Annotated in this window: 14 protein-coding genes, 1 tRNA gene and 1 pseudogene; 2 read left to right on the top strand and 14 right to left on the bottom strand. The window is 67.2% G+C overall.

Translation table 11 applies throughout. The annotated features are described in order from the left end of the window. Positions 1-194: 194 nt before the first annotated feature. Positions 195-989 (bottom strand): 23S rRNA (guanosine(2251)-2'-O)-methyltransferase RlmB, encoded by a 795-nt coding sequence (gene rlmB / locus C4N9_RS16955; protein ID WP_109534539.1) that lies wholly within the window; start codon positions 987-989, stop codon positions 195-197. A 167-nt stretch (positions 990-1,156) separates the two neighbouring features. Here rlmB and C4N9_RS16950 point away from each other — a divergent pair. After that, a tRNA-Tyr gene (locus tag C4N9_RS16950) sits at positions 1,157-1,240 on the top strand. Positions 1,241-1,404: 164 nt separating this feature from the next. On the opposite strand, the gene C4N9_RS16945 is transcribed toward C4N9_RS16950, so the two are convergent. Further along, positions 1,405-1,764 (bottom strand): YnfA family protein, encoded by a 360-nt coding sequence (locus C4N9_RS16945; protein WP_109534538.1) that lies wholly within the window; start codon positions 1,762-1,764, stop codon positions 1,405-1,407. Positions 1,765-2,041: 277 nt separating this feature from the next. Then, positions 2,042-2,275: a hypothetical protein gene (locus C4N9_RS21705; RefSeq protein WP_146195180.1), complete on the bottom strand. Its 234-nt coding sequence runs from the start codon at positions 2,273-2,275 to the stop codon at positions 2,042-2,044. 79 nt (positions 2,276-2,354) lie between these two features. Here C4N9_RS21705 and C4N9_RS16940 point away from each other — a divergent pair, with 79 nt between their 5' ends. After that, entirely contained in the window at positions 2,355-2,822 is a 468-nt protein-coding gene (locus C4N9_RS16940; protein WP_109534537.1) for a hypothetical protein, read from the top strand. 472 nt (positions 2,823-3,294) lie between these two features. Here C4N9_RS16940 and C4N9_RS16935 read toward each other — a convergent pair whose 3' ends face one another. The 11 genes and pseudogenes from C4N9_RS16935 to C4N9_RS22510 form a co-directional block, all read right to left on the bottom strand. Then, positions 3,295-4,362 carry a cytochrome P450 gene (locus tag C4N9_RS16935; protein ID WP_109534536.1) on the bottom strand — a complete coding sequence of 356 codons (1,068 nt, stop codon included), beginning with the start codon at positions 4,360-4,362 and terminating at the stop codon, positions 3,295-3,297. 308 nt (positions 4,363-4,670) lie between these two features. After that, positions 4,671-5,651 (bottom strand): hypothetical protein, encoded by a 981-nt coding sequence (locus C4N9_RS16925; RefSeq protein WP_109534534.1) that lies wholly within the window; start codon positions 5,649-5,651, stop codon positions 4,671-4,673. Positions 5,652-5,725: 74 nt separating this feature from the next. After that, the gene (locus C4N9_RS16920) at positions 5,726-5,980 is read right to left on the bottom strand and encodes an acyl carrier protein (RefSeq protein ID WP_109534533.1); all 255 of its coding nucleotides are present in this window, start codon (positions 5,978-5,980) and stop codon (positions 5,726-5,728) included. 261 nt (positions 5,981-6,241) lie between these two features. Beyond that, positions 6,242-7,513 (bottom strand): aminotransferase class V-fold PLP-dependent enzyme, encoded by a 1,272-nt coding sequence (locus tag C4N9_RS16915; RefSeq protein ID WP_109534532.1) that lies wholly within the window; start codon positions 7,511-7,513, stop codon positions 6,242-6,244. 112 nt (positions 7,514-7,625) lie between these two features. Beyond that, positions 7,626-8,618 carry a branched-chain amino acid ABC transporter permease gene (locus tag C4N9_RS16910; RefSeq protein ID WP_109534531.1) on the bottom strand — a complete coding sequence of 331 codons (993 nt, stop codon included), beginning with the start codon at positions 8,616-8,618 and terminating at the stop codon, positions 7,626-7,628. After that, the gene (locus C4N9_RS16905; protein ID WP_210404068.1) at positions 8,611-9,531 is read right to left on the bottom strand and encodes a branched-chain amino acid ABC transporter permease; all 921 of its coding nucleotides are present in this window, start codon (positions 9,529-9,531) and stop codon (positions 8,611-8,613) included. Before C4N9_RS16905 ends, C4N9_RS16910 begins: the two co-directional genes overlap by 8 nt. Next, positions 9,524-10,249 carry an ABC transporter ATP-binding protein gene (locus C4N9_RS16900; protein WP_109534530.1) on the bottom strand — a complete coding sequence of 242 codons (726 nt, stop codon included), beginning with the start codon at positions 10,247-10,249 and terminating at the stop codon, positions 9,524-9,526. The genes C4N9_RS16905 and C4N9_RS16900 overlap by 8 nt, the downstream gene beginning before the upstream one ends. Further along, entirely contained in the window at positions 10,246-10,971 is a 726-nt protein-coding gene (locus C4N9_RS16895) for an ABC transporter ATP-binding protein (RefSeq protein WP_109534529.1), read from the bottom strand. The genes C4N9_RS16900 and C4N9_RS16895 overlap by 4 nt, the downstream gene beginning before the upstream one ends. A gap of 6 nt (positions 10,972-10,977) precedes the next feature. Beyond that, a complete protein-coding gene (locus tag C4N9_RS16890) occupies positions 10,978-12,279 on the bottom strand; it encodes an ABC transporter substrate-binding protein (protein ID WP_109534528.1) in 1,302 nt (433 codons plus the stop codon). A 59-nt stretch (positions 12,280-12,338) separates the two neighbouring features. Next, positions 12,339-12,677: an alpha/beta hydrolase gene (locus C4N9_RS22320; protein WP_245902597.1), complete on the bottom strand. Its 339-nt coding sequence runs from the start codon at positions 12,675-12,677 to the stop codon at positions 12,339-12,341. A gap of 22 nt (positions 12,678-12,699) precedes the next feature. Further along, positions 12,700-13,137 (bottom strand): annotated as a pseudogene (locus C4N9_RS22510) (alpha/beta hydrolase fold domain-containing protein); the annotation flags it as partial. Positions 13,138-13,256 lie beyond the last annotated feature (119 nt).

Below are 13,256 nucleotides of genomic sequence, written 5' to 3'. Positions count from 1 at the left end.
CGCCGGACAGGGAACGGCAAGGGCCGAAAGAAAAAGCGCCCGGCACATCGGCCGGGCGCAGTTGGGAACGAGGGACAGTGGAGGAAACGCGAGAGTTCCAACTCAACGCTTCATGTGACAATATGAGCGCATTTCCGGAAAAAAAAAGCCCTGTCGCGCATTCGTGAAGATCGTGGTGAACGGCGCGCCGGGTGTCAGCTTCCGGGCGCCTGCAGGCGGGCCTGAGCGGCGTAAAGCGACACGGCAGCGGCATTCGACACGTTGAGCGAGCCGAAGTCACCGGCGAAGGGGATCCGCACCAGGTGATCGCAGGTCTCGCGGGTCTTTTCCCGAAGTCCCGGCCCTTCCGCGCCCAGTACCAGCGCCACGGGCCGCGACCCGACGGTTGCAAGCCCCTGCTCCAGCGTCTGCTCCGCCTCTCCCGCCAGGCCAAGTATGGTGAATCCCATCCGCTTCAAGCGCTCCATCGCCTCGGCCAGATTCGTCACCCGCAGATAGGGCTGACGCTCCAGCGCGCCCGAGGCGGTCTTGGCCAGCGCGCCGGTTTCGGGCGCCGAATGGTGACGCGGCGCAATCACCGCGCGGGCGCCGAAGACTTCGGCCGAGCGCAGGATCGCGCCCACGTTATGCGGATCGGTGACCCGGTCGAGCAACACGACCAGCGGCAGCCCCTTTCCGCCCGCGCAGACATCGTCGAAGGCGCCCCAGTCGAGCGGCTTCACCTCCAGCGCCGCGCCCTGGTGCACAGAATCGGCAGCGAGCGGCGCCGAGAACTTGCGCGCATCCTCGATCTCGGGCGTCAGGCCCGAGGCCGCGACCGCATCGGCCAGCCGGTCGGCGGCGTTGCGGGTCAGCAAGAGACGCAGTTTCTCGCGCCTGGGGTTGAGCAGCGCATCGCGCACCGCGTGCAGGCCGAACAGCCAGACGGTCTCGGCCGCCGCCGCGCGCTTGGCGCGTTCCTTCTCGATCACCCAGGTCGGTTTCTTCATCGTCCAGCCCCGCGCTTGCCGCCCGGCGCGCCCCCTTGGCCGCGCACCCCCTGCCCCTATCACCTTGTCGCAAATACTCAAGCAAGGCCACGACGGCGCGCGGAGATTTCCATCCGTTTCCTGTCTTGACGCCCCCCGCCGCGCCCGTTATTCCCCGCTCCAGCGTCGGGCGACGTGCTGCAAGGTGCGGCAGCGGACTGTAACTCCGCCGGGGAGACCCACGCCTGGTTCGATTCCAGGGTCGCCCACCATCACCTCATTTTTCAAATGAAATCAGGTGAATGGTGTCCCGAATAGTGATCTCCTTGAAAACCAGTGAGTTACCGGGACAGTGTCCTGCAGTCTTCAGCAGACAAGCGCGCAGCATCGAGCCACGAATCGTCGCGAATGATAACCCCCCGATTGAGACCGCGGGTCACTTCTGAAGCATCGGGGCGACCAGGATGATCGCCATGCCGGTCAGACAGAAGACTGCTCCGATGATATCCCATCGTGTCGGGATCTGCCCCTCGACGGACCACAGCCAGCCGATAGATGCAGCGATGTACATGCCGCCGTAGGCTGCATATGCGCGACCGGCGAACTCGACCTCGACCCGTGTCAGCAAGTAGGCGAACAGGGCGAGCGAGATGGCACCCGGGATGAGCCAGACGGCCGAACGGTCAAGACGCAGCCAGGCCCAGAAGGCGAAGCAGCCCGCGATCTCGGCGAGAGCCGCCAGCGCATACATGCCGATCGAGGCGAAGACGTTCGTCACCTGCGAGCCGCGCTCCATCGCCAAGGCAGAAGCTCGACGAGCCGGTTGATCTTGCGATCATGGATACGGAAGAGGATGGCGGCCACCATGGCAACTCCAGATAGGGCCCATCGCTAACGACTTCGCTATGCACGTGTCTTCGCTTGCCCAGCCTCCGTCAGGCGGGCGGCCTCAACCGGGCCGTTATCGCGAATGCACGCGAGATGCCAGATAGAAGTGCGTCTTCCACCGAAGCCCGACCCCTTGACCGAACGCAGCCCCTTGCCCGCTCTCAAACGATAATTTCACTGAGCGCTCAGTGGAGTCTGGCCTTGATGGAGAACTGCCTGCGATGCTTGGCCGCGAACGCGTATCTCCCGTTGCATCCCTGGCGAAACAGGCGGTGACCCGTATTGGATTGTCCCCGCCGCAAGAATGCTCGATCGAGCGTGCCGCTGATTTTGCCGCAGTTGACAGGCTGGATTCTGTCGGCCTGGCGTTCGCCCGCGTCGAAGCCCGGCACGACGCCGACAAGCGCGCCTGCGGACATGGATCAGCGCCTTGGAAAACAGGGGGCGGCTTTGTGAACGGTTGGTTGCGCCCTGTTATGCCTTGTGCGACCTTGACCCATGGTGAGCAACCGCCCCCCAGAGATCTTCCGCATCGATCCGATTTTTCCATGGATCCTGGCCGTCGCTGCGGTTTGCTTCATCCTGTACGGTACTTCCCTGGGCATAACAGATGACCTGGGTGTGTCCTTCGCGAGCTTTGGTGTGCTGATCGGCTTGGCGTGCATCCCCTTTTCCCGGCATGTCTTCGCGGCGCTCTACGACGATCACCTTCGCGTCGGCAGGGAAGTGGTCAGGTACCGCGATATTGTCGCCGTGCTGCATGGGGAACTTGCCCTTGGCAGAGTCGGGAGTGTCAGGGACGCCCGACAGCCGTTCCTGCTCATCCAAACCAAGCAGTCTGAAGTGCCCAAGGTCGTCCGTGTGGCGTTCGTTAAAGGCGGAGTCGCCCTGCTCAGGGAACGGCTCGAACTCAGGGTGGCGGAGGTGAAGGGGCAGGACGGGCAGAGAACCGAGCCTATGACCTGACAGTGCATATCTGAGACCCCTCAGACTTGCAGCGCGTTGTCCGGGCGGAAGCGCACCCTTGGTCGGCGTGGCCGCTTGGTGTCAGGATTCGCGTGAATTCCAAATGCATACGGCGATCCGCTCGACGGGGCGCTGACGAATGAGACACAATCCTGTCACGGCGTTACGACGAACTTGACACCGGCCGCCAAGCAGCCGCGGTCATTTCAATGGCTTACGGACATGGCAGGCGACCGAAGGTCGCTCTCCCTCCCCTGGTTTCCAAGTCCTGGCCCGCGCAGAACGCGGGGGACGAAGGTGAGCGCCCACATCCCGAAGCCCGTCGAAGCGACCCAAGCGCAGACTGTGCTCAGATGTAACGCCCGGGTTGAATGACCTCCCGCCGAATCGCCCCCGGCACCCTCGCCACGCGCGCTTTCGTCCTGCCCCTCCGGGACCGATCGCCGTCAGGTTCCGTCGATTGCAGAGCGCCTTACCCGACCGTCGGACCGAGGCGACACTTGAGCGAACGCGGGCTTCTGATGATATCCGTGCCGAACATCTCGGGTTCGGGCTCCAGCAATTCGATCCGCGGAAACGCGGCCAGCAGTTTGTGCAGCGCCGTCTCGATCAGCATCCGGGCGAGCGGCGCCCCCGGGCAATGATGGATGCCCGCGCCGAAGCTGAAATGCGATCGCACATCCGGCGCCTGACCGAAGGGACAGCCGCTTGCCGTCGCAGGTGGCGTGCCCGCGCCCTCCGTCAAACCGTTGGCCGAGGGGATATGCACCAGAACGGGATCGCCGGCCTGCAACGCCTGCCCGTCCAATGTCCCGCCTTCGCGGGCGATTCGCAGCAGGTATTGCGGGGCCCCGCCCCGCCGGATCAGGTCTTCGACCGCGTTCCGGCGCTGCAACGGGTCCGAGGGCAAGGGTCGTTGCCCCGGCTCCAGCCGCAAGACCAGCAGCAGGATGTTCGACAGCGAATGCGCCGTGGTCTGCCCCGCGATGAACAGCGCGGCGATCAGGGCGTCGACCTCGTCAGCCGTCAACTCCGTCCCGGCGGCCCGTTCAAGCAGGCCCGAGAGCGACGCGTCGCGCTGGCTTCCCGATTCTCCTCCGGCGCGCATCGCATCGAGGAACTGGCCGGCCGCGTCGTTCATCTCCCGCACACGCCGGATCGGCAGAAGAAGCTCGGACACGAAGCGGACGGTTTCGGCCCAGCCATTCAGGTTGCCCGCCTGCGCTTCCGGCAATCCGAACAGGCGGGTCATCACCCCGGCGAAGAGCGGATCGGCGAAATCTCCGGCCAGGTCGACAATCTCCGCAGACTTCAGGCGGGAAATCGCCGCGTCGATCTGTTCGTCAATGACCGGCTGCCAGGCCTCGATCCTGTCTTCCCGGAAGACCTGCAGGATGACGCGCCGCAACAAGAGGTGACGCGCGCCGCTCGAAAAGAACGGGATGCCATCGACCACGCGGATCAGCGCGTCCAGCTCCAGCCCGGTAAGAGCGGCCATGTCCCGATAATATCCCGGCAGATCCACCACGCTGAACGCCATCGACCGGCTCACCTTGCGGGCGACAGACGGGTCCGTGATGACCCGGAACGATCCTGTGCCGTCCGGTTTGCCGTGTTGCCTCTTGTCCCCCATCCGTCAGACTTCCCTTTCTGCGCCGTCGTCCTGCCATCGCGGGGCAAAGGGCCCTTCCAGACAGAGCATGCCGCCCAGCGGCCCCCTGGCGTGCGACAACGGCATCCGGTTGAGCATCGTTCCGGCGAGCCGCGGCCGCGCTGGCCGGGCCGGCGTGACCATCGCGCGGCAGGGCTGCCGGGTATCGGCAGGAGACAGGATCTCGCGCGTGGCCCTCATGGGTTTGGCTGCCTTCCGGCGCGGGTATCGTGGGGCTGGCTGGCGAACAGGTGCCGGATCATGTCGTCCAGACGGTGATCCGCCACCACCTTCGCGAAGACCGCGTGATCGGCAAAACCCTCGATGGGGATCCGCTCGACCGCCGGATGCGTGAGCCGCTTTGCCTGAGTGGAATCCTGCTCTGACAGGGCGCCGAAGACGATCGAGATATGCGGGACGACCTCGGCCCGGGCCAGTTGCACGGCCAGATCCAGCGGACCGGGCAGCGCCGTCCCGGTTTCGTTGTCCGGTCCGTCGGCAGGCAGCGTCCCGTCCTCCTGCAGGGGTTGAAGGGTCGTGGCGGGCACGAAGGCCAGAACGCCGCGAGCCTGCAGATCCGTTGCGAACTGGATCGCGGCATAGCCGCCGCCCGACTGGCCCAGACACCAGATGTTGCTTGCCCCGATCTCGGCCGCGCGGTGCCGCAGCGCGTCCAGCGTCCCGGCATAGGTGCCGCCAAGCCCCGCGACCCCGTTGAAATAGTACTGCTTGTGCGCGTCCTGAAGAAAGATGACATGACTGTCAAAGCGCTTCAGGATGCGCAGCAGCAGCGCGAGCGACACCCCGAAGCTGTGCGCCATGCCGGTAAAGACAATGATCAGGTTGGCACTGCCTTCCGCGCGCTTCAGCAGGTAGAAATCGTCGAAGCTTTCTCCCAGCAGGATGTCCCGTTCGGCCGCCTCGGACAACGCCGGATTGCCGCTGTTGTCGGTCATCTCGGCTTCTTTCAGGACTCGCCGGATGTAGCGGCAAGCCGAGAGCAGCACCGCCGTATCCTCCGCGAGCGCCTCATCGCCGGCAAGGCCCTGCAGGACGGGTTCCGCGGTGTTTATCGCCCCATGGGCTACCAAGGTCCGGCAGGCGGCCAGCCGGGTGCGGGGATCGTCCGAGCCGGCCTTCTTGAGAGCAGAGGCAAGGCGGGGAGTCGGATTGGTCATGCGGCGTCCTCGGCAAGATGTGTCCGGGCCAGGCGGTAAGGGCCAAGAATGGGGCCAACGTTGAGGCCAAGCGCTCAGCCCCGGTCGCCGGCAAGTCTTTCGCAGACGAGATCGATCGTGCGGAACTCGAAGACCAGCGCCGGATCGATCTCGAGTCCGAATTCGTCTTCAAGACTGCCGCTCAGGATCACCACCTCGAGCGAGGTCAGCCCGTAATCCTGGATCGGGGTTTCATCGTCGATCTCTTCGACCGGCCGCTTGGCGATTCGCGCGACGGAACTCCGCAGGAACGCGCGCATCGCCTGGTCGGAAACGGTATTTTCCGGCACCCCAGCATCCTTTTCTGTCGGTCTTGGGTTGGGGCGTTGGCTCTACAACCGGAAACGGCATGATACCAGCCCTGCTTGGTATCCAAGTTGTTTCCGATCTCTATTTACCCGACATTCCGCCTAGTGGACCTGCGGCGAAATCGGTGTTCCGGCCCCGAAGGCGGGGCGTGAGGCGACGTCGAAACGCGGGCACCGGGGCAGGATGGCAGATCCGGCCCCGGGGCCCGCGTCACAACCGCTTCCGCGCGCTTGCGGGGCGCGTCAGCCCGCGTCGCCCAGCCCTTTCAGCGCGGCCAGCAACTGGGCCACTTCCTGCTCGGTGTTGTAATGACACAGCGAGATCCGGATGCAATCGGACAGGCCCAGCGGATCAAGCACGTTGCCGCTGTAATGATCCGCCTTGCGGGTATGCGTGCGAATGCCCTGCTCGTTGAGTAGCCGCACGACGTCGGGCGAGGGCATGCCCTTGACCACGATGGACACAAGCCCCTCGCGCGCCGGGTTGTCCTGCCCGGCGATGATCTGCACATGCGCCATGTCCTTCAGGCCCGGCAGGTTGCCGATGCCGTGGATCATGCTGTCGGTGAGATGCGTCTCGTAATCGTGGATCGCCCGGCCTGCGGCCTCGATCCGGGCGCGGGGATCGGTTTCGTCCGAGACCTCGCCGCCCAGCCAGTCGAAATAGGCGACGACATCCGACAGCGTGGCATAGGCGCCGGTATCGCGCGTCCCGAATTCCCAGCCCGTCGCCGGGGCATTGATCAGCATGTCATGCGGCATCGCGCTCAGCCGGTCCGAGATCCAGGCCATGCCGTAACCATGGCGCGAGAACATCTTGTAGGGCGAGATGACGTAACCATCGACGTCATACGCGGCGAGGTCGATCTGGCCGTGCGCCGCGTGCTGGATCCCGTCGACGATGATCACGCAATCGGGCGCCACGGCGCGGATCGCCTTCGAAATCGCCGCCACATCCATTCCCATTCCGGTCACGGGCGAGGCATGCAGGATCGTCGCGACCGCCACGTCGGGCGTCATCAGCGCGGCGTAATCGGCCGCCGTCACCGTTCCGGTTTCGTCGTTATGGGGCACGTTCACATAATCCAGCCCGGCGATTTCGGCCCAGCGGCGCGCGGCGCTGCGCGAGGCGGGATGCTCGATCGACGACCCGACAAGCTTGGCGCCTTTCGGTGCGTTCACGCAGGCGGTGCGGATCAGGCGGAACAGCAATTCGGTGCCGCTTTCGCCCATGAAGAACTGCCCCGATTTAGCATTCATCAGCAGCGCCATATCGGCCTTGGCCGCGTTGATCTTGTCCACCAGCGCATGGGCGGCGACGTTGTCGCGGCCCTGATTGTCGGGAATGCCCGCGAAGAAGGCCGAGGTTTCGACCACCGATTTCAGTGTCAGCGCGCCGCCGGCATTCTCGAAAAAGATGCGCTCGCCCTGGAAGGGGCAGGTGTCGACATTGGCGAAGCGGTCGCGGATGGCGGCGATCAGATCCGAATTGCCCGTTATGGTGCCTGTATTCATGCGAAATGTCCTGTCGTGCGTGGGGCTGGCATGGCAGCGGACAGAATGCGTCACAGACAGGGAAGCCGCAACGCGATGATTGCGGTTCCTGTCTGCGCCGCGTTCCGGCCTGTCACCCCTCGCCCGCGCTCAGACGCCGCCGCATCGACAAAGGCTCGCGGCCCCGGCGCGCCGACCACAACCCCACCAGCCCGCCGGGCAGCGCCAGCGCGAAAGCCACCGACAGCGCCCCCACGCCGAACAGGTACCAGGCGCCGAAATCGCCGAACGCTTCCTGCAGGCCCATCAGCAGGACCGCGCCGACGACCGGTCCCAGAAACGTCCCCAGACCGCCGGTCAGCACCATGAACAGCATGAACACGGTCCATTGGATGCCGAAGCCCGTTCGTGGCTGGAAGGTGATGGCGCTGGCCAGCCAAAGGGTTCCCGCCAGCGCGCAGCCTGCCGCCGCGGCGACGAAGATCAGCCGTTTCACGCGGAAGGTGCTGACCCCGACCGAGGCCGCCGCCTCTTCATCGTCGCGGATCGCCTGCGCCTCGGCGCCCAGCCGCCCGCGCAAAAGCACGAAGCTGCCCGCCAGCGCGGCCGAGGCCGCGACCAGAGACAGAAGGTAGATCGCCAGCCGCCGCGTGTCGGCGTCGATGGCATTGAGCGCCAGAACCGAGGTGCCGGTCTCGCCCTGCACCAGGGGGTCGAACATGACCAGCCCGCGAAACACCTCGGCGATGACCCACATCGCGATCGCGAATTCTCCCAGCCGGAGGCGCAGCACGAACCACGCAAGCGGCCAGGCCACCAGCGCCACCAGGAAAGGCGCCAGAACCAGCGCGGGAAAAGGGCCCAGCCCCGCCTCGACCAGCCGCACCATGGCATAGCCGCCAAGCCCCACGAAGGCCTGCTGCCCGACCGAGACCAGCCCGGCATAGCCTGCCAGCAGGTTCCACATCACCGCGAGCAGGACGTAGATGCCCAGTTGCGTCAGCTTGTCGATGGCCTGCGCGGGGGCGACCAGCGGCAGAAGCGCCAGCAGGATCAGCAACGCCCCGGCAGACAGGATCAGGCGGCGGTCGCCTTTCGGCATCGGAAGAAGATGGGGCTCAGTCATGGGAAGGTCCTTTCACGCGCATCAGCGCTATCCAGCCGCCGCGCGCCGCCGCCTCGTCGCGCAGGACGCGCCAGCCCAGCACCGCGAGCAGCACCAGATGCCCCGCCAGAAGCGAGACCTGCGCCGAGATCGTGCCGCCCAGCGTTTGCGCCAGTCCCAGCACGATGCCGCCGATCAGCGTGCCCCACAGGCTGCCGATCCCGCCGATGACCACCGCCTCGAAGGCGAAGATCAGCTGCGGCGGCCCGGCAAAGGGCGTTACCTGCGCGCGCATGGCCAGCAGCACGCCACCCAGCGCGGCCAGCGCGAAGGCGATGGCGGCGGCGGCACGGTGAACGCGGCGGGCATCGACGCCCGAAAGCTCCGCCGCCCCCGGATCCTGTGCCGTGGCGCGGATCGCGCGGCCCAGCGGCGTGCGGCGCAGCATCAGGTGCATCAGTCCCAGCACCGCGATGGCCAGGGTGAAGGTCAGGACCGGCAGCGTCCCCACCCTGAGCCCGCCCGGCAGGCTCCAGCCCGACCAAGACAGATCGCCGATATGCGCGCCGAGCGAGCGGGTATTCGAGCCGAAAAGCCCGAACATCCCGTTTTGCAACGTCGCGCCCAACCCCAGCGTGACAAGGATCGGCAGAAGCGGCCCGGCCGCGAGCGCGCGTTCGAACATCAGGCGCTGCAGGGCCCAGCCCAGCGCGGCCATCAGCGGAATCACCGTGGCAACGGCCAGCCAGACGGGCCAGCCCAGAGCCTCGACCGCGATAAGCGCCAGCATCGCGCCCAGCACCAGAAGATCGCCATGCGCGAGGTTGATGAACCGCACGACGCCGAACATCAGCGACAGCCCGGCCGCGACGATCGCGTAATAGCCGCCCAGCAGGACCCCCTGCACCAGCGCGTTGAGCAGGCTCTCAGACATGCGTCACCTCACCCTGCGACAATCCGAAATAGGCGCGGGTGATCGCCGCGCGGGTCAGGTCGGCGGGCCGGCCCTCGAGCACGGCCTCGCCCTCGGACAGGCAAATCACCCGGTCGGCGAAAGACAGCGCGCGGGTCAGGTCCTGTTCGACCACGATCATCCCCATCTTCCCCCCGCCCCGCACCTGCGCAAGCGAGGCATAGACCCCCTCGACCGCGGCGGGCGACAGGCCCAGCGAAACCTCGTCCAGAAGCAGGAGGTCGGGATTGGCCATCAGCGCGCGGCCGATGGCAGCGGCCTGACGCTGACCGCCGGAAAAGCCCCCGGCAGGCTGGTCGAGCAGCGGCTTCAGCGCGTCGAAAGCGTCGAGGACGCGCGTCAGGGTCCAGTCGCCGCGCCGCCCGTTCTCGGCGGCCAGCATCAGGTTCTCGCGCAGGGTCATGTCCGGGAACAGGCGCCGCCCTTCGGGCGCCAGCGCGATCCCGGTCCGCACGCGGGCAAAGGCGCTCAGCGCGGTCATGTCCCGTCCGTGCAGCCGCACCGTCCCGGTGGCAGCGTGATGGGCCCCGGCGATACAGCGCAGAAGCGTCGACTTGCCCGCGCCGTTGGCGCCGATAAGGCACAGGACTTCGCCTGCCTCGACGCTCAGCGACACGTCGCGCAGCGCGGTCAGCAAGCCGTGCCGGGCGGTCAGGGTTTCGACGGATAGCAGCGTCATTCCGGGTCGCTCCCCAGATAGGCGGCGCGCACCTGCGCGTCGGCCATCACGGTCTGGGGGGCGCCCTCGGCCAGAACGCGGCCCTGCGCCATGCAGACCAGCCGGTCAATCACCTGAAGAAGCGCGTGCAGGATATGCTCGATCCAGACGATGGTCAGACCCTGCGCTTTCAGCCCGAGGATCAGCGCGACCAGCTGTTCCAGCTCGGCCTCTGTCAGGCCGCCGCCGATCTCGTCGAGCAGCAGCACGCGCGGCTGCGTCGCCAGCGCGCGCGCCAGTTCCAGCCGCTTGCGGTCCAGAAGCCCCAGCGCCCCGGCGGGGCGGTTGGCCAGATCGTGCAGGCCGGTGCGGGACAGGATCCCCGCGGCAGTCCCGACCGAGGCGTCGGCATCCAGCGCCCCGCCCGCGCGCGCGGCGACCTGCACGTTTTCAAACACGCTCAGGCCCAGAAACGGGCGCGGGATCTGGTGCGTGCGGGCGATGCCCAGCGCGCAGCGGCGCGCGGCGGGCAACGCGGTGATCGCGGCGCCGTCCAGGCGGATCGTGCCGGCGCTGAGCGGAAAGGCCCCGGCCAGCGCACCGAACAGCGTGGTCTTGCCCGCGCCGTTGGGGCCGACGATGCCCAGCGCCTCGCCCGGATGGACGGCGATATCGACGCCGTCCACCGCGCGCAGGCGACCGAAGGACTTGACCAGCCCCTGCCCCGAAAGGAGTGCCTGCATCGGATCTCAGCCCCCCAGCCGGTAGGCGGTCATCGCCGCCGTGGTCGGCACCGACGGGTGATCGGCATTCGACACGACATCGAGCTGATACCCCCAGGGACCGCTGGTTGCGCGGTTCCACTGCACGCCCACCAGATGCGTTTCGGCGCAATTGGGCACCGGGCCATTGGCGAAATCGACGGGTCCGACCGCCGTGTCGCATTGCAGGCCCGACAGCGCCGAGGCGAGCGCGGCCTTGTCCTTGGGCGCCCCCGACGCACGCAGCGCGGCCAGCGTGGCGTCGAGCAGGCTGGCCGTCGCGCCGACCTGCTGGTTCCATTGCTGCCCCGTGGCGGCCTCGTAGCCCTGGGCGATTCCGGCGCTGCTCAGCCCCACGGCGGTCGAGGCGAAGGGGAAGACCGGGTGCCAGTAGGCGCCGGCATGCAGCCCGTAGCCCAGACTGCCCATCGCATCGAGTTCGGCGGCGAACAGCCCGGCCTTGGCCATCTGCATGACCTTGACCTGCTGGGCCAGCCCCTGCTGCGCGGCCTGACGCCAGAAGACGGGGAAATCGGGCGGGAAAGGGAAGGCGTTGACGATCTCGACCCCGGCGGATCTGAAGGCTTCGATATGCCGCGAGAAATCGCTCGACATGTTCTCGTAGGGGCCGGGGTCCAGAATGTCCCAGCCCGCCGCCGACAGCGCGGGCAGAAGCCCCGCGCGGATCGCGTTCCCGTCGGCATCGTTCGGGGCCAGAATGCCGACCTTGCGGTTGGTGTCGACCTGACGCCACTGGTCATCATAGAGGGTGACGAAATTCCCGGTCCCGAAACAGAAGTGATAGGTCCAGCGGAAGGGCGAAGGTTGTCCGGGACGCCCGCCCCGCCCGAAATAGAAGCTCTCCCAGGGCGCGGTGGTCGACAGGCAGGGCATCCCCGCCGCCTCGCAGGCATCGGCGACCGGGTTGACGGTTTCGGGCGTCGAGGCGGTGATGACGATGTCGGGCGCCTGCCCGGTGATCAGGTCGCGCGTCACAAGGCTGCCGCGCACCGGGTCGGACTGGGTATCGACCAGCACGATCTCGACCCCGTAGCGGCGCCCGCCGATCTCGATCCCGTCCGCCTGCGCGCGGTTGAAATGCTCGACCAGAAAGGCGTCGCCTGCGCCGAATATGCCCAGAGGCCCCGATCGCGGCCCGACAAAGCCGATGCGGATCGTGTCGGCATCCTGCGCGCGCAGGCGCCGGGCCATCGCCGGCACGACCAGCGCCGCCCCGCCCAGTGCGGTGAAATGCCGGCGCGTCAGGGCGCCGGGTTGGTGGGTTTTCATGTTTGCTCCTCCCTTGTTGTCTGCGCGGCCTGCGGCGGCCGCGCGGCTGTGTCAGGTCCTCACGCCAGATGGGCGCGCAGGAACGCTGCGGCGCGTTCGATCGAGTCCATCCCCTCCTCCAGGACGGGCGCGAAAAGCTGGTGGTTGTGGCACATGCCGTCCCAGAGGATCATCTCGGCACGGCCGCCCGCGGCCACGACGCGCTCGACCAGCGTCACGCTGTCGTCGCGCAGGAACTCCCGGCTGCCGACCTGCACCTGCATCGGCGGCAGACCGGACAGATCGCCGCAAAGCGGCGTCACCCCAGCGTCGCGACGGTCGCGCGCGCCGAGATACGCCGCAGTGAACATCTCGGCGAAGGGCCGGTTGACCAGCGGCGCCTCCCGCCATCTCGACATGCGATGCGCTGTCATGGGCGAAGTCCAGCGCCGGGGACAACAGCGCCAGCGCGGCGGGCAGCGGCAAGCCCGCATCGCGCGCCCGACAAGCCGTGCCCAGCGCCAGGGTGCCACCCGCTGAATCCCCCGCCAGCGCGACGGTGCCCGGCGCGTGGCCCCTCTCCAGCACCCAGCGCCAGATCGCCATGAGATCGTCGGGCGCGGCAGGATAGGGATGCTCGGGCGCCATGCGGTACTGCGCCGACAACACGGGAATCCCGCTGGCGCGGGCCAGATGGCTGGCGATGACCCGGTGCGAGCGTGGTGAGCCGAAGACGAAGCCGCCGCCATGAACGTAGACGATCAGCCGGGTATTGGTGCCCGGGCCGGTTCCGTCGCCCGGGCCGTCGGGCCACAGGAATTCGCAGCCGTTCCCGGCGATCTCGACCGGTTCGACCGCGACAGTTCCGGCCACCGGCATGGGCGCCATCATCGCCTCGAACCATTGCCGCAGGGCGGCGGGACCTTGTGTGACCGGAGGCGGGTTCTGCGCCCCGGCCTCGAGCACGGCGTCCAGCTGTTCAATCGACATGGCGCGGC

Source organism: Pararhodobacter marinus (genome assembly GCF_003122215.1).
GTDB lineage: Bacteria > Pseudomonadota > Alphaproteobacteria > Rhodobacterales > Rhodobacteraceae > Pararhodobacter > Pararhodobacter marinus.
The sequence above is the reverse complement of the archived record's forward strand: the minus strand, read 5'-3'. Positions and strand labels throughout refer to the sequence as shown.

What these genes read in the sequence shown, in the direction of transcription:
- rlmB (WP_109534539.1), bottom strand. Translation starts at nt 989, where the DNA reads ATGAAGAAACCGACCTGGGTGATCGAGAAGGAACGCGCCAAGCGCGCG.
- C4N9_RS16945 (WP_109534538.1), bottom strand. Translation starts at nt 1,764, where the DNA reads ATGGAGCGCGGCTCGCAGGTGACGAACGTCTTCGCCTCGATCGGCATG.
- C4N9_RS21705 (WP_146195180.1), bottom strand. Translation starts at nt 2,275, where the DNA reads ATGTCCGCAGGCGCGCTTGTCGGCGTCGTGCCGGGCTTCGACGCGGGC.
- C4N9_RS16940 (WP_109534537.1), top strand. Translation starts at nt 2,355, where the DNA reads ATGGTGAGCAACCGCCCCCCAGAGATCTTCCGCATCGATCCGATTTTT.
- C4N9_RS16935 (WP_109534536.1), bottom strand. Translation starts at nt 4,362, where the DNA reads ATGGCGTTCAGCGTGGTGGATCTGCCGGGATATTATCGGGACATGGCC.
- C4N9_RS16925 (WP_109534534.1), bottom strand. Translation starts at nt 5,651, where the DNA reads ATGACCAATCCGACTCCCCGCCTTGCCTCTGCTCTCAAGAAGGCCGGC.
- C4N9_RS16915 (WP_109534532.1), bottom strand. Translation starts at nt 7,513, where the DNA reads ATGAATACAGGCACCATAACGGGCAATTCGGATCTGATCGCCGCCATC.
- C4N9_RS16910 (WP_109534531.1), bottom strand. Translation starts at nt 8,618, where the DNA reads ATGACTGAGCCCCATCTTCTTCCGATGCCGAAAGGCGACCGCCGCCTG.
- C4N9_RS16905 (WP_210404068.1), bottom strand. Translation starts at nt 9,531, where the DNA reads ATGTCTGAGAGCCTGCTCAACGCGCTGGTGCAGGGGGTCCTGCTGGGC.
- C4N9_RS16900 (WP_109534530.1), bottom strand. Translation starts at nt 10,249, where the DNA reads ATGACGCTGCTATCCGTCGAAACCCTGACCGCCCGGCACGGCTTGCTG.
- C4N9_RS16895 (WP_109534529.1), bottom strand. Translation starts at nt 10,971, where the DNA reads ATGCAGGCACTCCTTTCGGGGCAGGGGCTGGTCAAGTCCTTCGGTCGC.
- C4N9_RS16890 (WP_109534528.1), bottom strand. Translation starts at nt 12,279, where the DNA reads ATGAAAACCCACCAACCCGGCGCCCTGACGCGCCGGCATTTCACCGCA.
- C4N9_RS22320 (WP_245902597.1), bottom strand. Translation starts at nt 12,677, where the DNA reads ATGTCGAGATGGCGGGAGGCGCCGCTGGTCAACCGGCCCTTCGCCGAG.